Origin of the sequence: Streptomyces sp. SM11 (genome assembly GCF_002910905.1) — a bacterium.
Lineage (GTDB): Bacteria > Actinomycetota > Actinomycetes > Streptomycetales > Streptomycetaceae > Streptomyces.
In genome coordinates this window covers 74,172-94,675 of sequence record NZ_NEUE01000212.1, presented here as the reverse complement: position 1 = coordinate 94,675, position 20,504 = coordinate 74,172, and the positions used below count along the sequence as shown (strand labels likewise).

The window sequence follows — 20,504 nt, the reverse complement described above, 5'->3', positions numbered from 1 at the left end:
TGCGTCCGGAGCGCAGGGGCTCTGTTCGCGCGCTCCAGGTTTGACCTGGGCTTGGCGAAAAGGGTTCGCCCTCGGAGTACGGCGTACGCGAAACTGGGTCGGCCTCTGCCTGCCGCCGATTCCGAGAGACCCGCGTGCTCATAAAACTCCTGCGGGCCCATCTGGGCCCGTACAAGAAACCCATCGTGCTGCTGGTGTTCCTCCAGCTGCTCCAGACCTGCGCCACTCTGTATCTGCCCAGCCTGAACGCCGACATCATTGACAACGGTGTCGTCACGGGCGACACCGGCTACATCCTGGAGTTCGGCGGTCTCATGATCGCCGTCAGCGTTCTCCAGGTCCTCTGCAACGTGGGGGCCGTGTACTACGGGGCCCGGACCGCTTCCGCCCTCGGGCGCGATGTGCGGGCCGCCGTCTTCGACCGGGTGCAGTCCTTCTCCGCCCGTGAGCTGGGGCGCTTCGGGGCGCCCTCGCTGATCACCCGGACCACCAACGACGTCCAGCAGGTCCAGATGCTGGTGCTGCTGGCGTTCACCCTGATGGTGTCGGCCCCGATCATGTGCGTCGGCGGCATCATCATGGCGCTCGGCCAGGACGTGCCGCTCTCCGCGGTGCTGCTGGCGGTCGTGCCGGTGCTCGGTGTCTCGGTCGGACTCATCGTGAGGAAGATGGGGCCGCTGTTCCGCACCATGCAGGAGCGGCTGGACGGTGTGAACCGGGTGCTGCGCGAGCAGATCACCGGCAACCGGGTCATCCGCGCCTTCGTCCGGGACGCGTACGAGGAGAAGCGGTTCCGGGGTGCCAACACCGAGCTGACCGACGTGTCGGTGGCGACCGGCCGGCTGATGGCGCTGATGTTCCCGACCGTGATGACGGTGGTCAACCTGTCGTCGGTCGCGGTGGTGTGGTTCGGCGCGCACCGGATCGACAGCGGCGGGATGCAGATCGGTGCGCTGACCGCGTTCCTCGCCTATCTGATGCAGATCGTGATGGCCGTGATGATGGCCACCTTCATGTTCATGATGGTGCCGCGCGCCGAGGTGTGCGCCGAGCGCATCGAGGAGGTCCTCGGCACCGATTCGAGCGTCGTGCCGCCCGTCGCACCGGTCACCGAGCTGCGGCGGCACGGGCATCTGGAGGTGCGCGGGGCCGAGTTCCGGTATCCGGGTGCTGAGGAGCCGGTGCTGCGGAACGTGGATCTCGTGGCCCGGCCCGGTGAGACGACCGCGGTGATCGGGTCGACGGGCAGCGGGAAGTCCACGCTGCTCGGGCTGGTTCCCCGGCTGTTCGACGTGACGGACGGCGAGGTGCTGGTCGACGGCGAGAACGTGCGGACGCTGGACCCGGTGCTGCTGGCGAAGACGGTGAGCCTGGTGCCGCAGAAGCCGTACCTCTTCTCGGGGACGGTCGCGACGAACCTGCGGTACGGGAATCCGGACGCGACCGACGAGGAGCTGTGGCACGCGCTGGAGGTGGCGCAGGCCAAGGAGTTCGTCGAGGCGCTGGAGCACGGGCTGGACGCGCCGATCGCGCAGGGCGGCACCAATGTGTCCGGCGGTCAGCGGCAGCGGCTCGCGATCGCCCGGACGCTGGTGCAGCGCCCGGAGATCTATCTGTTCGACGACTCGTTCTCCGCGCTGGACTACGCGACCGACGCCGCGCTGCGGGCGGCGCTGGGGCGGGAGACGGCCGGGGCGACCGTGGTGATCGTGGCGCAGCGGGTGTCCACCATCCGCGACGCGGACCGGATCCTGGTGCTGGACGAGGGCCGGCTCGTGGGGTCCGGCACCCACCACGAGCTGATGGACGGCAATGAAACGTACCGGGAGATCGTGCTCTCCCAGCTGACGGAAGCGGAGGCCGCGTAATGGCCGGTCCGGGTGGACGGATGATGGCCGGGGGTGCGCCCACCGAGCGGTCGATGGATTTCAAGGGGTCGAGCAAGCGGCTGCTGAAGCGGTTCGGCCGGGAGAAGTCCTCGCTGTGGCTGATGCTGGCCGCGGTGACGGTGAGCGTCGGGCTGTCGGTGGCCGGGCCGAAGATCCTCGGCAGGGCGACGGACCTGATCTTCGCCGGCGTGGTCGGGCGCGGGATGCCCGAGGGCACGACGAAGGCGCAGGCGATCGAGGGGCTGCGCGAGGACGGCCGCGGCTCCATGGCCGACATGCTCTCGGGGGTGGACTTCACCCCGGGCGAGGGCATCGACTTCGGGCCGGTGGGGAACGTTCTGCTGCTGGCCCTGGTGATCTATGTCGGGGCCGGGCTGCTGATGCTGGTGTCGACGCGGCTGTCGATCCGGGTGATCAACCGGATCGTGTTCCAGCTGCGCGAGGACCTCCAGACGAAGCTGGCGCGGCTGCCGCTGTCGTACTTCGACCGGGCCAAGCGCGGTGAGGTGCTGAGCCGGGCGACGAACGACATCGACAACGTCTCGCAGACGCTCCAGCAGACGATGGGGCAGCTCATCAACTCGCTGCTGACGATCGTCGGCGTGCTGGTGATGATGTTCTGGATCTCCCCGCTGCTGGCCCTGGTCGCGCTGGTGACGGTCCCGCTGTCGGTGGTCGTGGCGACGCAGGTCGGCAAGCGGTCGCAGCCGCAGTTCGTGCAGCAGTGGCGGGTGACGGGCACGCTCAACGCCCATATCGAGGAGATGTACACCGGGCACACCCTGGTGAAGGTCTTCGGCCGGCAGGAGGAGTCCGCGCGGGACTTCGCCGAGCAGAACGAGGCGCTGTACGCGGCGGGCTTCAAGGCCCAGTTCGCCAGCGGGCTCATGCAGCCGCTGATGTTCTTCATCTCGAACATCAACTACGTGCTGGTCGCGGTGGTCGGCGGGCTCCGGGTGGCCTCGGGTGCGCTGTCGATCGGTGACGTCCAGGCGTTCATCCAGTACTCGCGGCAGTTCTCGATGCCGCTGACGCAGGTCGCCTCGATGGCCAACCTCATCCAGTCCGGCATCGCGTCGGCGGAGCGGGTCTTCGAACTGCTGGACGCCGAGGAGCAGGACGCGGATCCGGAGCACGGGGAGCGCCCGGAGCGTCTTGACGGCCGGGTCTCGCTGGAGAAGGTCTCCTTCCGCTACGAGCCGGAGAAGCCGCTGATCGAGGATCTGTCGCTGAGCGTGGAGCCGGGGCAGACCGTCGCGATCGTCGGTCCGACCGGGGCGGGCAAGACCACGCTGGTCAACCTGTTGATGCGGTTCTACGAGGTGACCGGCGGGCGGATCGCGCTCGACGGGGTCGACGTGGCGAAGATGTCCCGCGCCGATCTGCGGTCCTCCATAGGCATGGTGCTCCAGGACACCTGGCTGTTCGGCGGTTCGATAGCCGAGAACATCGCGTACGGCGCTTCGCGCGAGGTCACCCGGGAGGAGATCGAGGAGGCGGCCCGGGCGGCGCACGCGGACCGGTTCGTCCGGACCCTGCCCGACGGGTACGACTCGGTGATCGACGACGAGGGCTCCGGGGTCAGCGCGGGCGAGAAGCAGCTGATCACCATCGCGCGGGCGTTCCTGTCCGACCCGGTGATCCTGGTCCTCGACGAGGCGACCAGTTCGGTGGACACCCGGACCGAGGTGCTGATCCAGAAGGCGATGGCGCGCCTGGCCCACGGGCGTACGTCGTTCGTGATCGCGCACCGGCTCTCCACGATCCGGGACGCGGACGTGATCCTGGTGATGGAGAGCGGCTCGATCGTCGAACAGGGCACGCACGAGGAGCTGTTGGCTGCCAAGGGCGCCTACGCACGGCTGTACGCGGCCCAGTTCGCCCAGGCGCTGGCCGAGGTGGACTGAGGCGTGGGCCCGGGGGATCAGTCGAGGTAGCCGCGGAGTTGGTCGGCGAAGGCGTGGTCCCGCAGCCTACTGAGGGTCTTGGACTCGATCTGGCGGATGCGTTCGCGTGTCACGCCGAAGATCCGGCCGATCTCCTCCAGGGTGCGGGGCCGCCCGTCCTCCAGGCCGTACCGCAGTTGTACGACCTTGCGTTCGCGTTCGCCGAGGGTGGAGAGCACCGCCTCCAGGTGTTCGCGCAGCAGCAGGAAGGCGGCCGACTCGACGGGTGACGCGGCGTCCCCGTCCTCGATGAGGTCGCCGAAGGAGACGTCGTCCTCCTCGCCGACGGGGGCGTGCAGGGAGACGGGCTCCTGGGCCAGGCGGAGGATTTCAGTGACCCGCTCGGGCGTCAGGTCTAGCTCGTCGGCGACGTCCTCGGCGCTGGGCTCGATGCCGCGCTCCTGGAGCATCCGGCGCTGGACCCGCACCACGCGGTTGATCAGTTCCACGACGTGGACCGGGACGCGGATGGTGCGGGCCTGGTCGGCGAGCGCGCGGGACATGGCCTGGCGGATCCACCAGGTCGCGTACGTGGAGAACTTGTAGCCCCGGGCGTAGTCGAACTTCTCCACGGCCCGGATCAGTCCGAGGTTTCCCTCCTGGACCAGGTCGAGCATGGTCAGCCCGCGGCCCACGTAGCGTTTGGCGACGGAGACGACGAGGCGGAGGTTGGCCTCGATGAGGCGGCGTTTGGCCGTGCGGCCCATCACCACCAGGCGGTCCAGGTCCCCGGCCAGGCGGGAGTCGAGGTCCGGGGTGCCCGCGAGGCGTTCCTCGGCGAAGAGTCCGGCCTCGACGCGGCGGGCGAGTTCGACCTCCTCGGCGGCGGTGAGCAGCGGGATGCGGCCGATCTCGCGCAGATACTGCCGGAACAGGTCGGAGGTGGGGCCGCCGGAGTCCGCCCGGTTCCGGGGCTCCGGGGGGTCGGGGAGGTGTGTCGCTTCCACCATGACTGCCTCGGGTGCGTGTCCGGGCGGGCCGGCCGCGGTCTCCGGGTGGTGCAGAGCCCGGTTCTGCGCGGGAATGGCTGGGATGGCCGCGATGGGCTCGGTCGTGGTCGTCACGGTCCGGGTCTGCACGGGGGCGACCTCCAGGTGATCGCTGCCGGATGACGGGGGTGGAGGTCTGTCCGGCCCCGGGTGTTCCCCCGCGGACCGGCGTGCTCCGATGACTCAGACATTCCCCAGTGTGGGGTACGACACACGACTGTCACGAGGGGCGTGCGGGGACTTTCTGATTCCGTTCCGTCACCGGGCGGTTACGGCCGTGCCGGGCCGCGGGCGGGTTCCTGCCGGGCTCAGAGCGCGGCGGCGCCGTGGGCGCGCAGGGACTGGGCGTACTGCTGGAGCACCCAGACCTCGTTCTGCGCGGCGGCCAGGTCCTGGGGGGCGACGTTGCTGCCGAGGCGGGCGAGGCTGCCCTGTACGTCGTTGATGCGGCGGTCCACGGCGCGCAGCCGGACGTGGACGAGCTGCATGCCGGCGTAGGTCTCGTCGATGGTCTTGCCGATGAAGACCTCGACGGCGAGCTCGGTGACGAGGCTGCGGACGGTGTTGTCGGGGGCCGCGTCCATGACGGCGACCAGATATTCGCGGTTGTCGGCGAGGCCCTGCTCGGCGCCGCCCGCCTCCTCGATGCACCGGCGCACGGCGGCGTACGGCGGGGCGGTGAACTCGTCCATGCCGTAGGCGTCGAAGGCCGGGGCGACCAGGGCGGGCTTCTGGAGGGCGAGCTTGAGCAGCTCGCGCTCGGTGCGGTGGGCGGGGCTGCGGAGGTTGAGCGCGGGGCCGGAGAAGCCGGGGGCGGGGGCGGTCTGCTGCGGGGGCCCGCCGCGTGTGCCCCGGGGGCCGCCGCGGCCGCCGCGCTCCCCCTGGTCGCCGCCCTTGTCGCGGGCCCAGCGGGCGAGCTGGGCGACCCGGTGGACCACGAACTCCTGGTCGAGGATGCCGACGAAACCGGCGAGCTGGACGGCGACCTCGCGCTGCACGCTGCTCGTCTTGATCTTGGCGACGACGGCGGCCGCCTCGTCGAGGGCGGCCGCGCGTCCGGCCGGGGTCTCCAGGTCGTAGCGGCCGACGATCTGGCGCAGGGCGAACTCGAAGAGCGGGGTGCGCGGCTCGACCAGGTCGCGTACGGAGTCGTCGCCCTTGGCGAGCCGCAGGTCACAGGGGTCCATGCCGTCCGGGGCAATGGCGATGTACGTCTCGGCGGCGAACTTCTGGTCGTCCTCGAAGGCACGGAGGGCGGCCTTCTGGCCGGCCGAGTCGCCGTCGAAGGTGAAGATCACGCGGGCGCTGCCGTTGTCCATGAGGAGGCGGCGCAGGATCTTGATGTGGTCGTTGCCGAAGGCGGTGCCACAGGTGGCGATGGCGGTGGTGACCCCGGCGAGGTGGCAGGCCATGACGTCGGTGTAGCCCTCGACGACGACCGCGCGGCTGGCCTTGGCGATGTCCTTCTTGGCCAGGTCGATGCCGTACAGCACCTGGGACTTCTTGTAGATCGGGGTCTCGGGGGTGTTCAGGTACTTCGGGCCGTTGTCGTCGTCGCGGAGCTTGCGGGCGCCGAAGCCGACGATCTCCCCGGCGGTGTCGCTGATCGGCCACATCAGCCGGCCGCGGAAACGGTCGATGGGGCCGCGGCGGCCGTCCTGGGAGAGCCCGGAGGTGATCAGCTCCTTGTCGCTGAAGCCCTTGCCGCGCAGATAGCGGGTGAGGTGGTCCCAGCCGGCCGGGCTGTAGCCGACGCGGAAGTGGGTGGCGGCGTCCTGGTCGAAGCCGCGCTCGGCGAGGAACTTCCGGCCGATCTCGGCCTCGGGGCTCTCCAGCGCGCGGAGGTAGAACTCGGCGGCGGCCTGGTGGGCCTCGATCAGCCGGATGCGTTCGCCGCGCTGGTGGGAGGGGTTGTAGCCGCCCTCCTCGTACCGCAGGGTGATGCCCGCCTTGGCGGCGAGGCGCTCGACCGTCTCCGAGAAGGAGAGGTGGTCGATCTTCATCACGAAGGCGATCGTGTCGCCGCCCTCCTGGCAGCCGAAGCAGTGGAACAGGCCCTTGCCGGGGCTGACCTGGAAGGAGGGGGACTTCTCGTCGTGAAAGGGGCAGAGTCCTTTGAGGTTTCCGCCGCCCGCGTTGCGCAGCTGGAGGTATTCGGACACGACGGAGTCGATCGGGACCGCGTCCCGTACCGCTTTCACGTCGTCGTCATTGATCCTGCCAGCCACGGGTGAAGTCTACGGGTGGGGGCGGACAGCCGGGACGCACGGTGGGCCGGTCTTCCGGGGCGCGGGCCGTCCCGGCCGCGCCCCGGAAGGGTCCTCAGAGCAGGGAGTCCAGCGGGACCGACGGGTCGGCGAGGGCCTCCGGGTCGTGCTGCTGGCGGGCCCGGACGAGCTCCTGGATCGTTTCGGTGACATCCCACACGTTGACGTTCATCCCGGCGAGGACGCGGCGGTCCTTCAGCCAGAACGCGATGAACTCCCGCTTCCCGGCGTCGCCCCGGATGATCACCTCGTCGTAGGAGCCGGGCGGGGCCCAGCCGGAGTATTCGAGGCCCAGGTCGTACTGGTCGGAGAAGAAGTACGGGACACGGTCGTACGTCACGTCCTGGCCGAGCATGGCGCGGGCGGCAGCCGGTCCGCCGTTCAGGGCGTTCGCCCAGTGCTCGACGCGCAGCCGGGTGCCCAGCAGCGGGTGGGCGGCCGCCGCGACGTCCCCGGCGGCGTAGATGTGCGGATCGGAGGTGCGCAGCGAGGCGTCCACGGCGATGCCGCCGCCATGGGCGCGCTCGGCCATCTCCAGTCCCGCGGCCTCGGCGAGGGCGGAGCGCGGGGCGGCGCCGATCGCGGCGAGGACGTCGTGGGCGGGGTGCTCCTCGCCGTCGTCGGTGCGGGCTGCGAGGACCATGCCGTCCTGGCCGGTGATCTCGGTGAGGCGGGCGCCGAAGTGAAAGCGGACGCCGTGCGCGCTGTGCAGTTCGGTGAAGATCTGGCCCAGCTCGGGGCCGATGACCTGGTGCAGCGGGGTGGGCTCGGCCTCGACGACGGTGACCTCGGCACCGTAGCCGCGGGCGGCGGCGGCGACCTCCAGGCCGATCCAGCCGGCTCCGGCGATGACCAGGTGGCCGTTGTCGCGGCCGAGGGCGGCGAGGACGTTGCGCAGCCGGTCGGCGTGGGCGAGGCGGCGCAGGTGGTGGACGCCGGCCAGTTCGGTGCCGGGGATGTCCAGGCGGCGTGGTTCGGAGCCGGTGGCCAGCAGCAGCTTGTCGTAGTGGATGACGGTGTTGTCGCCGAGCCGCACGGTCCTGGCGTACCGGTCGAGCGCGGTGACCGGCTGGCCGAGGTGCAGTTCGATGTCGGCGCCCGCGTACCAGGGGCGTTCGTGCGTGAAGACGCTGTCGCGTTCGGCCTTGCCGTCCAGGTAGCCCTTGGAGAGCGGCGGCCGTTCGTAGGGGTGGTCGCGCTCGTCACCGATGAGGATCACCCGGCCGGTGAACCCTTCGGCGCGCAGCGTTTCGGCCGCCTTCGCCCCTGCGAGTCCTGCTCCGACGATGACGAACGTCTGGTGTGCGTCGACCACTTGATGCCTCCTCAGTGCTGTGCTGCGCGGCGCCCCAGCTGCGAGCGTCCCGCACGCAGCGTGATGGCGAAAGAGGGAGTGCCCGGGACAGGTCACCCCCAGTGGTCAGGTTCCAGTCTGCCGGTCAGCCGCGACGGGCGGTGAGCGCGGCGTGCAGGGATCGTGCGGAGGCGTCGGTGAGGGCGGCGATCTGGTCGACGAGGACGCGCTTGCGGGCGTGGTCGTCGGGCGCCTGGTCGAACAGGGCGCGGAAGTGCGGTTCCAGGCCTTCGGGGGCGCGGGCGGTGAGGGCGGCCGCCAGCTCGGCGATCACGATGCGCTGGTCGACGCGGATGGCCTCCTGCTCGACGCGCTGCATCACGTAGCGGTCGGCCACCGCCTTGAGCACCGCGCACTCGTGGCGGACGGCGCGCGGGACGACCAGTTCGGCGCCGTACCGGCCGAGGCGGCCGGGTCCGTACACCGCGCGGGTGCCGGTCTCGGCCGCCATGCAGAAGCGGCCGATGAGCTGGCTGGTGGCGTCCTTCAGGCGGGCCTGGGCCACGGCGGAGCCGTCGTAGCCGTGCGGCCACCAGTCCTGGTCGATCAGCCGGTCCAGGGCCTCGGACAGCTCCTGCGGGTCGGTGCCGGCCGGGACGTAGCGGCCGATGGCGACCGCCCAGATCTCCTCGCGCTCCGGCTCGGCGTAGAGGCAGTTGGGGTCGATGTGCCCGGCGTGCAGCCCGTCCTCGAAGTCGTGCACGCTGTACGCCACGTCGTCGGACCAGTCCATCACCTGGGCCTCGAAGCAGGTGCGGTCCTCGGGAGCGCCCTCGCGGGCCCAGGCGAAGACCGGCAGGTCGTCGGCGTACACCCCGAACTTGGCGGCGTGCGGGTCGGTGGGGTGCGCGCCGCGCGGCCAGGGGTACTTGGTGGCGGCGTCCAGGGCGGCCCGGGTCAGGTTGAGGCCGACGCTGACGAGGTCGCCGGTGCGCGGGTCGCGGACGAAGCGCTTGGGTTCCAGGCGGGTCAGCAGGCGCAGCGACTGGGCGTTGCCCTCGAAGCCGCCGCAGTCGGAGGCGAAGTCGTCGATCGCCTGTTCGCCGTTGTGGCCGAACGGCGGGTGGCCCAGGTCGTGGGCCAGGCAGGCCGTCTCGACCAGGTCCGGGTCGCAGCCGAGGACCGCGCCGAGCTCGCGGCCGACCTGGGCGCACTCCAGGGAGTGGGTGAGCCGGGTGCGGGGGCTGGCGTCCCAGACGAGGGAGCGGGTGCCGGGCGTCACCACCTGGGTCTTCCCGGCGAGCCGGCGCAGGGCGGCGGAGTGCAGGACCCGGGCGCGGTCGCGCTGGAAGGCGGTGCGGCCGGGGCGCTTGTCCTCCTCGGTGTCGAAGCGCTCGGTGTCGGCGGACCCGTAGGGGCCCAGGGTCCCGTGCGCGCCCTGCCCGCTGTGCGCGCTCGGTGGGCGCCGCGGACTCTCCGGGCTCTGTGCACTCTGTGCACTCTGTGCACTCTGTGCGCTCTGTGGCCCCTGTGCGCTCTGTGTCCCGTGCGTGCCGTGTGCCGGTTCTGCCCCGTGTGCGCCCTGTGTGCCGTCCATGGTTCCGACAGTAGCGACCGGGACGGACAACGTGGTGTGAGCCGGCCCGGGATGTCAGGCGGAAGCGAGCAGGGTCACCGCGTCGGCCTGGGCCCGGACACCCTCGGCGGCGGACCGTGCCTGGTCGTAGCGGTGCAGCACGAGGCGGGCCATCGCCGGGTGCGCGCCGAGCGGGGCGGCGGCCCGGTGCGGTGCGGCGTCGGCACAGGCGCTCGCGAAGCGGCCGGGGGCGGTGAAATACGAGGCGACGAAGGCCCGATGGCGGCCCCGGGCGGCCAGCGCGCGCAGGGCGGCGGGGACGGTGGGCGTGGCGGCGGAGGCGTACGCGGGGACGACGGGCGCACCGAGGCGTTCGGCGAGCATGCGGGCCGTGCGCCGGGTGTCCCGGGCCGAGTCGGGGTCGCGCGATCCGGCGGCGGCGAGGACCACGGCGGCGCCCCGCCCGCCCCGGTCGGCGGGGTCCCAGCCGGCCTCGACGAGCCGCTCGTACAACGCCTCGACGAGCAGGGGGTGCGGCCCGAGGGGCGCGGCGATCCGGGTGCGTACGCCGGGGGCGGCGGCCGTCGCGTCGGGCAGGTCGCGCTTGACGTGGTGGCCGCGTCCCAGGAGCAGCGGTACGAGGACGGCGTCGGCCCCGCGCAGGCCGTCGAGGGTGTCCGGGAGCAGTGGCCGGTTCAGCTCGATGTGGCCGAGCCGCACGTCGAGGCCGGGGCGCAGTTCGCGCACCCGGTCCAGGAGGGCCAGCACGGTGCGCGGGGCCTCCGGATCGCGGCTGCCGTGCGCTACGGCGACCAGGGACGGGGCGGGCGCGCCGCGCCGGTCCTGCGCGGGGCGGGCGGACTGCCGGGTGCGCTGCATGGGCCTGCGGGTTCCGTTCCGGGAGACGAGGCTGAGCTGGGCGCCGAGCCGGTCGGTGATACGGGTGAGGAGTCGCGCGGCGCTGTCGGGCAGCAAGGGCGACTGGTGGGGCTGTTCCGGGGCCGGCTCCGTCATGGACCGATGGTGCCGGTCGGAGATTGCCGGGCCGTTGCGCGAGGGTCACAGGCGTTTTCCGCCGCCTCACCGCGGGGGGCGGGAGCGGTGTGCGTACGCCCGTGCCGTCCGCTCCTCTCCGGTGCCGGACCCCACAACCGGGGCGGCGGGCGAACCTTCGCGGTACTCCCGTCGTCAGGTGGGGTGGGGGTACGCGGCGCGGACGGCGCGACGGACGGACGAGTGGGGGTTCTGGTGCGCGGGAAGACCGGGAAGAGCAGGAAGACCGGCGGAAGAAGGACGGCTCTCGGGCTGCCCGGACGATGACTGAAGGAGCCCCGGTGGCCCGCCCGGTCCGCCCTGCGACCACCGGCCCGGCCCGCCGCTCTGCGGCTGCCGCGCACCCGGCGGTCCCAACGGGTGCTGGTGCAGGGGCTGATGGCTGCCTGTGTGCTGGCGCTCGTGCCCGCGACCTGGATGCGGCTGGAGGCCGGCGACCGGGTGGGTACGGCGGCCGAGGCTCCGGCGCGGGAGGTCGCCGTGGTGTTCGGCGCCGGGTTGTGGAAGGGCCGGCCGACCCCGTATCTCGCGCACCGGCTGGACGCGGCGGCCGAGCTGTACCGCACCGGGAAGGTGAAGGTCGTCCTGGTCACCGGGGACAACAGCCGGGTGGAGTACGACGAGCCGGACGCGATGCGCACGTATCTCACCGGGCGCGGGGTGCCCGACGAGCGGATCGTGAGCGACTACGCCGGATTCGACTCCTGGGACTCCTGCGTCCGGGCCAAGAAGATCTTCGGGGTCGACCGGGCGGTGCTGGTGAGCCAGGGCTTCCACATCCACCGGGCGGTCACGCTGTGCCGGTCCGCCGGGATCGACGCGTACGGCGTCGGGGTCGACGAGCCACGGGACGCCACCTGGTACTACGGCGGCTCCCGGGAGCTGGCGGCCTCGGGCAAGGCCGCGCTGGACGCCCTGCTCCGGCCCGACCCGCGTTTCCTGGGGCCGGAGGAGCAGGGCGTGACGGAGGCCCTGGACGCCGGGGTGCGCTGACGGCCCGGGGCGCGGGCACGGGGTGCGCGTGCCGACGGCCCCGGAGCGCGGGCACGGGCCGCTTGCGCCGGGCGGGTGGATGACGAGGTCAGGGCGACCGGTCCCAGGAGTCGCCCCGGGTGCGTCCGGTGGCCCACCGCCCTCCGGGGATGAGGACGCCGCCGGTCCGCAGCGAGCGGGTGACGGCGGTCGCGGCGAGGTAGACCCAGGCCCGCACTGACCCGCCGGCTCCCGGCGCCCCCTCGGCCGGCAGCTCGACCTCGCGGACGACCCGTTCGTACAGGTTGCGCGGGTGGCCGGGGCCGAGGAACTCCTCCAGGTGGTCCAGGAGCCCGAGCAGTTCCCCGTACACCCCGGGCGCGGCGACGAGCAGGGTGCCGTGGACGCGGCCGTGGCCGTCGATCGCGTACGGGTAGCCGGGGCCGTCGTAGAGCAGGGCCCGGGGCAGCACGGCCGGCCGCTCCCCCGCCGTACGGCCCCGGAGGAACAGGTCGTGGTTGGGTTCGCCCGGCAGCAGCGTCCCGTACACGAAGAAGGGCAGCTCGGCGGCGACGGGGCCGCCGGGGACGGTCGTGGTCACGGCCGCCGTCACAGGGCTGCCGGGGGCGCCGTCTCCGCCGTCACCCAGCCGAGGTAGCGGGCACTGCCCCGGATCACCGGCAGGGCGATGATCTCCGGCGTGTCGTAGTCGTGCTCCCGCTGGATGTGCTCCTCCAGTTCGTCGTAACGCTCCGACGTCGTCTTGAAGAGCACCTGCCACTCCTCGGTCGTCTCGATGGCGTTCTGCCACCGGTAGACGGAGGTCACGGGGGCGGAGATCTGAGCGCAGGCCGCCAGCCTGGCCTCCACCGCCGACTGAGCCAGGGCCTGGGCCTTTTCCTCGCTGTCGGTCGTGGTCATTACGGTCAGCCATGCCGGCGGCGCTGTCATCGTCGGTCTCCTCGGAGTACGGCGGGCTCCCTGCCCGTGGGCCTTCGATGCGATTGTCGGCCCACGGAGCGTCAGGCGCCGTACGGACGGAGATTCCGGGCGTCGCGCAGCGCGGTGCCCCACCACACCAGCTGGTCCAGCAGCGTCTTGGCCGCCGCGTCGGCGGGCTCCGGGTCCAGATGGCGTCCCTCGTCGTCGAAGAGAGCGCCGGCGTTGTGGAAGGACACGGTGTCGCGGACGGTGACGGTGTGCAGTTCGGCGAAGACCTGCCGGAGCTGTTCGACGGCCCGCAGCCCGCCGGAGATACCGCCGTAACTGACGAAGGCGACGGGTTTGGCCCGCCATTCCGCGCTGTGCCAGTCGATGAGGTTCTTCAGCGGTGCGGGGAACGAGTGGTTGTACTCGGGCGTGAGGACGACGAAGGCGTCGGCCGCGGCGAGCCGGGCGGAGACCGCGCCGAGCCGCGCCGCCTCCTCGGGCCCGGGGCTGAAGGTGATCGCGGTGGGCAGGCCGGCCTCGGCGACGTCGACCAGTTCGGTCTCGATGCCGGAGTGGTCCGCCGCGCGGGCCAGGAACCACTCGGCGACGACGGTTCCGAAGCGGCCGTCGCGGTTGCTGCCGAGGATGACGGCGGCCTTGAGGGGGGCGGACTCGGTCGCGGGCGTGGTGGATGCGGTGGGCGTGGCGGATGCGGCTGTGGTGTCCATGGCGTTGAGCTTTCTGCCTCAACTATGGTTGAGGTCAAGCTCATCCGTCCGGAACCTCCCGCCCGGGTCCGGACGGCACGCACACGGTGGCCGCATGACGACGCACCCGCCGAGCACACCCGTGCCCCACATCGAGTTCGACGGCCGGCCCGCCACCGAGGAGGATCTGCGGATCCCCGCACTGTACGGCTACGGCCACTTCACCGCCCTGCAGGTGCGGGACGGGAGGACGCGCGGGCTCGCGCCGCACCTCGCCCGGCTGGACGCCGCGAACCGGGAGCTGTTCGAACTGCCGCTGGAAGGCGACCGGGGCCGGGAGCTGGTCCGGCACGCCCTGGACTGCGCGGGGCGGCGGGACGCCGCCGGACGGCCGTCGGTGCGCCGCCCGGTGACACCGGAGGGCCCGGACAGGGTGGGCCGCTACCGCTCCGCCTTCGTCTGCAACTCGCAGGGCATCGCGCCGGTGCGGCGGATCGACGGCACCGGGTTCACGGTCGACGAGGAGCTGATGAGGGACCTGGGCGGGGTGTACGACAGCGCTCCGGAGGACACCGTGTGAGGCCACCCGCACGGAAGGAGCGGAGGCCGCCCGCACACCGCCGGCTTCGGCCGTGCCGGACCATGGGGGCATGCAGATCCATATCGAGGCCTCAGCCCTTCCCGGCCGCAGCTGCGGCCCGGACAGCGACTTCCCCGGGTACGAGAACATCCACGTCGGCGTCCAGCGCAAGGACCGGCCGGGGGAGCTGCTCGGCCTGCACGCCGGGGACGCCCCCTCCGCCTCGTGGGTGCTCGACTGCACGGCCACCTCGACGGCGGACGGGATCGAGGTGTCGGGGCCCTACGTGCAGAACCGGCTGGGCGGGCGGTTCGTCTATCTGTCGTGGGGCACGGTGGACGACGCCGGGGTCTTCACGATGTTCCGGCGCGCCAAGCTGATGTTCAGCGACATCGACCCGGACGTCCTCGAAGCCGCCGTACGCTCCGGGCATCTCACCGGCCGGCTCGGGCTCGCCGACGCCAAGGGGCAGCCTCTGTGCGCCCGGGTGCGTCCGCCGCGGATCATCTGGAGCGCCACGGGCGGGGCGAGCGGGGCCTGAGGGCCGGACGGCGGGAGCGGCCGGGGGCGGATCCGACACCGCCCCCACCGGTCCAGGGGGGGAGTGGACCGGTGGGGGCGGGCGCCGTGGGGGGGCGGGTATCCGTCCCGTGGGGGGGTGTCTTCCGTGTGCCCGGGGCCCGCGATGCCATTCATGTGACCTGTGTCACACTCAATGTGGACGCCTCACCCGATCGGCACCCGGACCGGCAGCACGGACCGAACGGCCCAGCCGCACCGCCGCGACCTGCAGTGATCCATTCCGGCAAGGGTGCCGCGCCGGTCCGTACGGGTGAAAGCTGACTTTCCGTCAGAAGGCGTGGGGGGCCGTGTCCCCGTTGGCTCGGGGTCAGGACACACCCGCTCGCGCCGTCTGCCCGGAGGATCCCCATGCGCAGTCCTGCCCGCCTCGTGACCGGCACCGTCGGTGCCGCGTTCACCGTCATCGCGTTCGGTCTCACCGCCGCCGCTCCGTCCGCGTACGCGGGTGACTTCGGCCGTCTGGAGATCACCCCGGCGACCGCGGCGCCCGGCGCCACCGTCACCGTGAACACCACCGCCTGCGGCAAGAAGGGCTCCGGCATCGGTGACGCGAACTCCCTGGACGCCGGAGACTTCGAGGTGCGCCCCGGCACCCACAAGGAGGTCGTGGTCGGCCGGTTCACCGTGCCGCACGACACCCGGGCCGGCACCTACGAGATCGTCGTCTCCTGCGACAACGGCAAGGACGCGGTCGGCGACCTCAAGGTGATCGGCGGCGGCAAGCACGACAAGCCCATCCACGACCGCCCGTCCGGCCATGTGCGGACCGGGGTCGGCGGCACCGTCGAACCGAACTCCACGCGGGTCGCCCTCGGCGTCGGCGTGATCGGGCTGGCGGCCGTCGGCGGGCTGTGGCTGCTGCGCCGCCGCTCCGAGGGCGCCGAAGGAAGCTGAACCGCCGGCTTCCCCCCTGACCGGGCGGGGCGCGTCCCCGAGCGCGCCCCGTCCGCCCGGACCACCGACCGAGGACGACGCCGTGTCACCGAGCGCGCAGAAGGCCAAGGGCTGGCTGGTGGGCATCGCCGTGCTGTGCGGCATCTGGCTCATCCAGAACGGCCCCGGCGGCCAGCTGATCCCGCCGCAGCCCTCCAGCGCCCAGGCCTTCGCCGCCGGGCCCCAGCTCCAGCCCGGCTCCCCCGTCGCCGAGCCGCTGCACCCCTCCGAGCCGGTCCGCATCCGCATCCCGAGCATCGAGGTGGACGCGCCGATGACACGGCTGGGGCTGGCCGCCGACGGCAGCCTCGACGTACCGCCGGACGAGGACCGCAACCTCGCGGGCTGGTACGGAGGCGGGGTCCCGCCCGGCGCGCAGGGCACCGCGATCGTCGCGGGGCACGTGGACAACGCGGACGGTCCGTCCGTCTTCTACGCACTGGGGGCCCTGACCAAGGGGACCACGGTCGAGGTGGTCCGCGAGGACGGGCGCACGGCCGTCTTCTCGATCGACGCCATCGAGGTCTACGACAACGACGACTTCCCCGACCAGCGGGTCTACGGCGACTCCCCGCACGCGTCGCTCCGGCTGATCACCTGCGGCGGCGGCTTCTCGGAGGAGACCGGCTACCAGGGCAACGTGGTGGCGTACGCGCACCTCACCGATGTGCGCTGAACGCACCGTCCGGGGACGCTACGCGTTCCACTGGTCGAAGCCGAGCTTGGCGACCAGCGAGAACACCACCGTCAGCAGCACCGCCCGGACGAAGCCGCTCCCCCGGCTCAGCGCCATCCGGGCCCCGATCATCGCGCCCGCCAGGTTGAAGACCGCCATCAGAGCCGCGAGCTGCCACAGCACCGTGCCCTGGTACGCGAACATCGCCAGCGCCCCCGCGTTGGTGCACACGTTGACGATCTTCGCGGTGGCCGAGGCGGTCACCAGGTCCAGGTGGAGCACGGCGGTCAGGGCCAGCACCAGGAAGGTGCCGGTGCCCGGTCCGAACAGCCCGTCGTAGAAGCCGATCCCGCCGCCGACCAGCACGATCGCGGTGACGATCCGGGCCCGGGTGACCGGCCGGTCCGTGCCGTCACCGACCGCGGCCGTGCCGAAGGACGGGCGCAGCATCACGAAGGCCGCGACCCCCAGCAGTACGACCATGATCACCGGCCGGAGCGCCTCGCTGCTGATCCCGGCGGCGAAGAACGCCCCGGCCATCGACCCGGCGAGCGCCATCAGACCGACCCGCACCGCCAGCCCCACCCGTACCGGGGCCTTGCGCAGGAAGGTGACCGCCGCGCCCGAGGTGCCCACGATCGCCACGGCCTTGTTGGTGCCGAGGACGTGGGCCGCCGAAGCGTGCGGCAGGCCGAGCAGCAGCGCGGGCAGGAGCAGCAGTCCGCCGCCGCCCACCACCGCGTCGATCCAGCCCGCGGCGGCCGCGGCGAGGCAGAGAAGGATCAGGGTCGTCAGGGTTATGTCAGGCACGACCCGACCTTAGACGCCTGTCGCCGAGCCGCCCCGCCCCTCCCCCGTGCGCCCGCACCCCCCGGTCCCTCACAGGGCCCCGGCGCGGCCGCTGAGCGCAAGGTTCCGCCCGGGAAACAGGCGGGATGCGGCCGGGTAACACCTCCCGCCCAGGCTCAGGGCATGAGGACAACCGACGGAGGCCACTGAGATGCCGGAGCCCACCTTCGACCCGAGCACCACCGCCGCCGCCCCGAACGGCATGGCGCACACCGCCGTTCCGACGATCGTGGTCGTCGGGCACGGCATGGTCGGCCAGCGGTTCCTGGAGGCCCTGGCCGACCGCGGGCTGACCCCGGCGGCCGGTGCCGCCCGGGTCGTCGTGCTCTGCGAGGAGCCCCGGCCCGCCTACGACCGGGTGCGGCTCACCTCGTACTTCGACGGGCGCAGCCCCGAGGACCTCTCGCTGGTGGCGTCGGACTTCATGGACCGGCACGGCATCGAGCTGTACGTCGGCGACCCGGCCCGGAGCGTCGACCGCGCGGGGCGGACGGTGACCTCGCGGTCCGGGACGGTGTTCCCGTACGACACGCTGGTGCTGGCGACGGGCTCGTACCCCTTCGTGCCGCCGGTGCCGGGGAAGGACGCCCGGGGCTGCTTCGTGTACCGGACCATCGAGGACCTGCTCGCGATCGAGGAGTACGCGAAGGGCGCGGCCACCGGTGCGGTGGTGGGCGGCGGGCTGCTCGGTCTGGAGGCGGCCGGGGCGCTGAAGGGGCTCGGGCTGAGCACCCATGTGGTGGAGTTCGCTCCCCGGCTGATGCCGGTCCAGGTGGACGAGGGCGGGGGCGCGGCGCTGCTGCGGACGATCGAGGAGATGGGGCTGACCGTCCACACGGGGGTCGGTACGCAGGAGGTCACCGCCGGGGAGAACGGCGCGGTGACCGGGATGGCCCTCTCCGACGGCTCCTCGCTCGACGTCGATCTGGTGGTCTTCTCGGCGGGTGTGCGGCCCCGCGACCAGCTGGCCCGGGAGTGCGGTCTGGCGGTCGGGGAACGCGGCGGGATCGTCGTGGACGAGGAGTGCCGGACGTCGGACCCGGCCGTGTTCGCGATCGGCGAGTGCGCGCTGGCCGCCGACGGCCGGGTGTACGGGCTGGTCGCGCCCGGCTACGAGATGGCCCAGGCGGCGGCCGAGGTGATCGCGGGTGGGCGGTCCGCGTTCACGGGTGCGGACCTGTCGACGAAGCTGAAGCTGCTCGGCGTGGACGTGGCCTCGTTCGGCGACGCGCACGGGGCGGCCGAGGGGTCGCTCGACGTCGTCTACTCCGACGCCCGCTCAGGGGTCTACAAGAAGCTGGTGATCGGGCCGGACGGGACCCTGCTGGGCGGGGTACTGGTCGGGGACGCGGACCAGTACGGCACGCTGCGGCCGATGACGGGCACGGTGCTGCCGGTCGCCCCCGAGCAGCTGGTGCTGCCGGCCGGGGCGGGCGGCCCGGTGGCACTCGGCCCCTCCGCGCTGCCGGACGAGGCGGTGATCTGCTCCTGCCACAACGTGACCAAGGGCGCGGTCTGCGAGCACACCACCCTGCCCGAGGTGAAGAAGTGCACCAAGGCCGGTACGGGCTGCGGCAGCTGCCTCAAGGTGATCGGGCAGCTGATGCCGCCGCCCGAGGACGCGGGGCTGTGCGGCTGCTTCCCGTACAGCCGCAGCGAGCTGTACGAGATCGTCCGCACCCTGGAGGTCACCTCCTTCGCGGAGCTGCTCGACTCGCACGGCCGGGAGGAGGCGCGGGGCGGGGACGGCTGTGAGGTCTGCAAGCCGACGGTCGGCTCGGTCATCGCCTCGCTCGCCCCCACGGTCGGCGCGAGCGGCTACGTGCTGAACGGTGAGCAGGCGGCACTCCAGGACACCAACGACCACTTTCTCGCCAACCTCCAGCGCAACGGTTCGTATTCGATCGTGCCGCGGATTCCCGGCGGCGAGATCACCCCGGAGAAGCTCATCATCATCGGCGAGGTCGCCCGCGACTTCGGGCTCTACACGAAGATCACCGGTGGCCAGCGCATCGACCTCTTCGGGGCCCGCGTCGACCAGCTCCCGCTGATCTGGACCCGGCTGGTGGACGCGGGCTTCGAGTCCGGGCACGCGTACGGGAAGTCGCTGCGCACGGTCAAGTCCTGTGTGGGGCAGACCTGGTGCCGCTACGGCGTACAGGACTCCGTGAAGATGGCGATCGACCTGGAGCTGCGCTACCGGGGCCTGCGCTCCCCGCACAAGCTGAAGTCGGCGGTCTCCGGCTGCGCCCGCGAGTGCGCGGAGGCCCGGGGCAAGGACTTCGGGATCATCGCCACCGCCCAGGGCTGGAATCTGTACGTCGGCGGCAACGGCGGAGCCACCCCGCGCCACGCGGACCTGCTGGCCCAGGACTTGTCGGACGCTGAACTGGTGCGGCTGATCGACCGGTTCCTGATGTTCTACATCCGCACCGCCGACCGTCTGGAGCGCACCTCGGCCTGGCTGGAGCGGCTCGACGGCGGCCTGGACCACGTCCGGAACGTGGTGGTGCACGACTCGCTGGGGATCTGCGAGGAGCTGGAGCGGCTGATGGCCGACCATGTCGCGGGCTATCGCGACGAGTGGGCCGAGACCATCAACGACCCGGAACGGCTGCGCCGCTTCGTCACCTTCGTCAACGCCCCCGACGCCCCCGACCCCTCGGTGAGGTTCGTTCCGGAGAGGGACCAGATCAAGCCGGATCTGGAGCTGCTCGCGGGACCCGTGCTCGCCGTCCGCGCCCTCGAAGGGACCGCATCCTGATGACCATCGCGACGATCACGACCGCGCGGGGCACCGGGCCCGTCCGGCTCGCCCACGGGACACACTGGCTGACGGTCTGCAAGCGGGGGCTGCTGATCCCCGGGCGGGGTGTCGCGGTGCTGCTGCCGGACGGGGACCAGGCGGCCGTCTTCATGGACCGGGCCGGCCAGGTGTACGCGATCGGCAACCGGGACCCGTTCACCGGGGCTTACGTCCTCTCGCGCGGGCTGCTCGGCTCCGCGGGCGGGCGGCCGTTCGTGGCCTCGCCGCTGCTGAAGCAGCGCTTCGACCTGGCGACGGGCACATGCCTGGACGACGAGGAGGCGGCGGTACCGGTCTTCACCGTACGGGCGGACTGATTCGCGGGGGCGCGGCCGGTACGGGCGGACGGGCCTCGGAGGTGCGGCCTGTGCAACCCGTCCGCCGCCCGTTCATCCTCCCTTGACGTTCCGTCAATTCCGCACTCCTACAGTCCTGACGCGCGACCCGCCGGTCCG

General features: G+C 72.2%; 18 protein-coding genes. 9 read left to right on the top strand and 9 right to left on the bottom strand.

All coding sequences use genetic code 11. The features are described from left to right. The first annotated feature begins 134 nt into the window (after nt 1-134). The gene (locus B9S58_RS21010; RefSeq protein ID WP_103533653.1) at nt 135-1,868 is read left to right on the top strand and encodes an ABC transporter ATP-binding protein; all 1,734 of its coding nucleotides are present in this window, start codon (nt 135-137) and stop codon (nt 1,866-1,868) included. Beyond that, nucleotides 1,868-3,796, top strand: coding sequence for an ABC transporter ATP-binding protein (locus B9S58_RS21005; RefSeq protein WP_103533652.1), 1,929 nt, complete (start codon nt 1,868-1,870; stop codon nt 3,794-3,796). Before B9S58_RS21010 ends, B9S58_RS21005 begins: the two co-directional genes overlap by 1 nt. Nucleotides 3,797-3,813: 17 nt before the next feature. Here the strand turns inward: B9S58_RS21005 and B9S58_RS21000 are convergent, their stop codons facing one another. The 5 genes from B9S58_RS21000 to B9S58_RS20980 all read right to left on the bottom strand — a co-directional run bounded on the left by B9S58_RS21000 (nt 3,814) and on the right by B9S58_RS20980 (nt 10,975). After that, nucleotides 3,814-4,914 (bottom strand): RNA polymerase sigma factor, encoded by a 1,101-nt coding sequence (locus B9S58_RS21000; protein ID WP_181009393.1) that lies wholly within the window; start codon nt 4,912-4,914, stop codon nt 3,814-3,816. Between the two features lie 218 nt (nt 4,915-5,132). Then, a complete protein-coding gene (gene dnaG, locus B9S58_RS20995) occupies nt 5,133-7,052 on the bottom strand; it encodes a DNA primase (protein ID WP_103533650.1) in 1,920 nt (639 codons plus the stop codon). Nucleotides 7,053-7,146: 94 nt separating this feature from the next. Then, nucleotides 7,147-8,406 carry an NAD(P)/FAD-dependent oxidoreductase gene (locus B9S58_RS20990; RefSeq protein ID WP_103533649.1) on the bottom strand — a complete coding sequence of 420 codons (1,260 nt, stop codon included), beginning with the start codon at nt 8,404-8,406 and terminating at the stop codon, nt 7,147-7,149. A 124-nt stretch (nt 8,407-8,530) separates the two neighbouring features. Next, nucleotides 8,531-9,982, bottom strand: coding sequence for a deoxyguanosinetriphosphate triphosphohydrolase (locus B9S58_RS20985; RefSeq protein WP_181009392.1), 1,452 nt, complete (start codon nt 9,980-9,982; stop codon nt 8,531-8,533). Between the two features lie 54 nt (nt 9,983-10,036). After that, nucleotides 10,037-10,975 (bottom strand): sirohydrochlorin chelatase, encoded by a 939-nt coding sequence (locus B9S58_RS20980; protein ID WP_103533648.1) that lies wholly within the window; start codon nt 10,973-10,975, stop codon nt 10,037-10,039. Between the two features lie 306 nt (nt 10,976-11,281). Here B9S58_RS20980 and B9S58_RS20975 point away from each other — a divergent pair, with 306 nt between their 5' ends. Further along, nucleotides 11,282-12,007, top strand: a complete 726-nt coding sequence (locus B9S58_RS20975; protein WP_374935700.1) for a vancomycin high temperature exclusion protein — start codon at nt 11,282-11,284, stop codon at nt 12,005-12,007. Nucleotides 12,008-12,095: 88 nt separating this feature from the next. On the opposite strand, the gene B9S58_RS20970 is transcribed toward B9S58_RS20975, so the two are convergent. From B9S58_RS20970 to B9S58_RS20960, 3 genes are all read right to left on the bottom strand, one after another. Continuing rightward, nucleotides 12,096-12,599 carry a gamma-glutamylcyclotransferase family protein gene (locus tag B9S58_RS20970; protein WP_103533646.1) on the bottom strand — a complete coding sequence of 168 codons (504 nt, stop codon included), beginning with the start codon at nt 12,597-12,599 and terminating at the stop codon, nt 12,096-12,098. Then, on the bottom strand, nt 12,596-12,937 hold the full coding sequence (gene cutA / locus B9S58_RS20965) for a divalent-cation tolerance protein CutA (protein ID WP_103533645.1): 342 nt from the start codon (nt 12,935-12,937) through the stop codon (nt 12,596-12,598). Before cutA ends, B9S58_RS20970 begins: the two co-directional genes overlap by 4 nt. A 71-nt stretch (nt 12,938-13,008) precedes the next feature. Then, entirely contained in the window at nt 13,009-13,644 is a 636-nt protein-coding gene (locus tag B9S58_RS20960) for an NADPH-dependent FMN reductase (protein ID WP_103533644.1), read from the bottom strand. A gap of 94 nt (nt 13,645-13,738) precedes the next feature. Here B9S58_RS20960 and B9S58_RS20955 point away from each other — a divergent pair, with 94 nt between their 5' ends. From B9S58_RS20955 to B9S58_RS20940, 4 genes are all read left to right on the top strand, one after another. Continuing rightward, on the top strand, nt 13,739-14,203 hold the full coding sequence (locus tag B9S58_RS20955) for a hypothetical protein (RefSeq protein ID WP_103533643.1): 465 nt from the start codon (nt 13,739-13,741) through the stop codon (nt 14,201-14,203). A 70-nt stretch (nt 14,204-14,273) separates the two neighbouring features. Beyond that, the gene (locus B9S58_RS20950; protein WP_103533696.1) at nt 14,274-14,744 is read left to right on the top strand and encodes a DUF5990 family protein; all 471 of its coding nucleotides are present in this window, start codon (nt 14,274-14,276) and stop codon (nt 14,742-14,744) included. 389 nt (nt 14,745-15,133) lie between these two features. Then, a complete protein-coding gene (locus tag B9S58_RS20945; protein WP_103533642.1) occupies nt 15,134-15,679 on the top strand; it encodes a hypothetical protein in 546 nt (181 codons plus the stop codon). 82 nt (nt 15,680-15,761) lie between these two features. Further along, nucleotides 15,762-16,394 (top strand): class F sortase, encoded by a 633-nt coding sequence (locus B9S58_RS20940; RefSeq protein ID WP_103533641.1) that lies wholly within the window; start codon nt 15,762-15,764, stop codon nt 16,392-16,394. Between the two features lie 18 nt (nt 16,395-16,412). Here the strand turns inward: B9S58_RS20940 and B9S58_RS20935 are convergent, their stop codons facing one another. Then, a complete protein-coding gene (locus tag B9S58_RS20935) occupies nt 16,413-17,204 on the bottom strand; it encodes a TSUP family transporter (protein WP_103533640.1) in 792 nt (263 codons plus the stop codon). Between the two features lie 190 nt (nt 17,205-17,394). Between B9S58_RS20935 and nirB the strand changes: the two genes are divergently transcribed. Next, complete coding sequence (gene nirB, locus B9S58_RS20930) at nt 17,395-20,007, top strand: nitrite reductase large subunit NirB (RefSeq protein ID WP_103533639.1); 2,613 nt, start codon at nt 17,395-17,397, stop codon at nt 20,005-20,007. Beyond that, a complete protein-coding gene (gene nirD / locus B9S58_RS20925; RefSeq protein WP_103533638.1) occupies nt 20,007-20,366 on the top strand; it encodes a nitrite reductase small subunit NirD in 360 nt (119 codons plus the stop codon). Before nirB ends, nirD begins: the two co-directional genes overlap by 1 nt. Nucleotides 20,367-20,504: the final 138 nt, after the last annotated feature.

What these genes read in the sequence shown, in the direction of transcription:
- B9S58_RS21005 (WP_103533652.1), top strand. Translation starts at nt 1,868, where the DNA reads ATGGCCGGTCCGGGTGGACGGATGATGGCCGGGGGTGCGCCCACCGAG.
- B9S58_RS20985 (WP_181009392.1), bottom strand. Translation starts at nt 9,982, where the DNA reads ATGGACGGCACACAGGGCGCACACGGGGCAGAACCGGCACACGGCACG.
- B9S58_RS20980 (WP_103533648.1), bottom strand. Translation starts at nt 10,975, where the DNA reads ATGACGGAGCCGGCCCCGGAACAGCCCCACCAGTCGCCCTTGCTGCCC.
- cutA (WP_103533645.1), bottom strand. Translation starts at nt 12,937, where the DNA reads ATGACAGCGCCGCCGGCATGGCTGACCGTAATGACCACGACCGACAGC.
- B9S58_RS20960 (WP_103533644.1), bottom strand. Translation starts at nt 13,644, where the DNA reads ATGGACACCACAGCCGCATCCGCCACGCCCACCGCATCCACCACGCCC.
- B9S58_RS20955 (WP_103533643.1), top strand. Translation starts at nt 13,739, where the DNA reads ATGACGACGCACCCGCCGAGCACACCCGTGCCCCACATCGAGTTCGAC.
- B9S58_RS20950 (WP_103533696.1), top strand. Translation starts at nt 14,274, where the DNA reads ATGCAGATCCATATCGAGGCCTCAGCCCTTCCCGGCCGCAGCTGCGGC.
- B9S58_RS20945 (WP_103533642.1), top strand. Translation starts at nt 15,134, where the DNA reads ATGCGCAGTCCTGCCCGCCTCGTGACCGGCACCGTCGGTGCCGCGTTC.
- nirB (WP_103533639.1), top strand. Translation starts at nt 17,395, where the DNA reads ATGCCGGAGCCCACCTTCGACCCGAGCACCACCGCCGCCGCCCCGAAC.
- nirD (WP_103533638.1), top strand. Translation starts at nt 20,007, where the DNA reads ATGACCATCGCGACGATCACGACCGCGCGGGGCACCGGGCCCGTCCGG.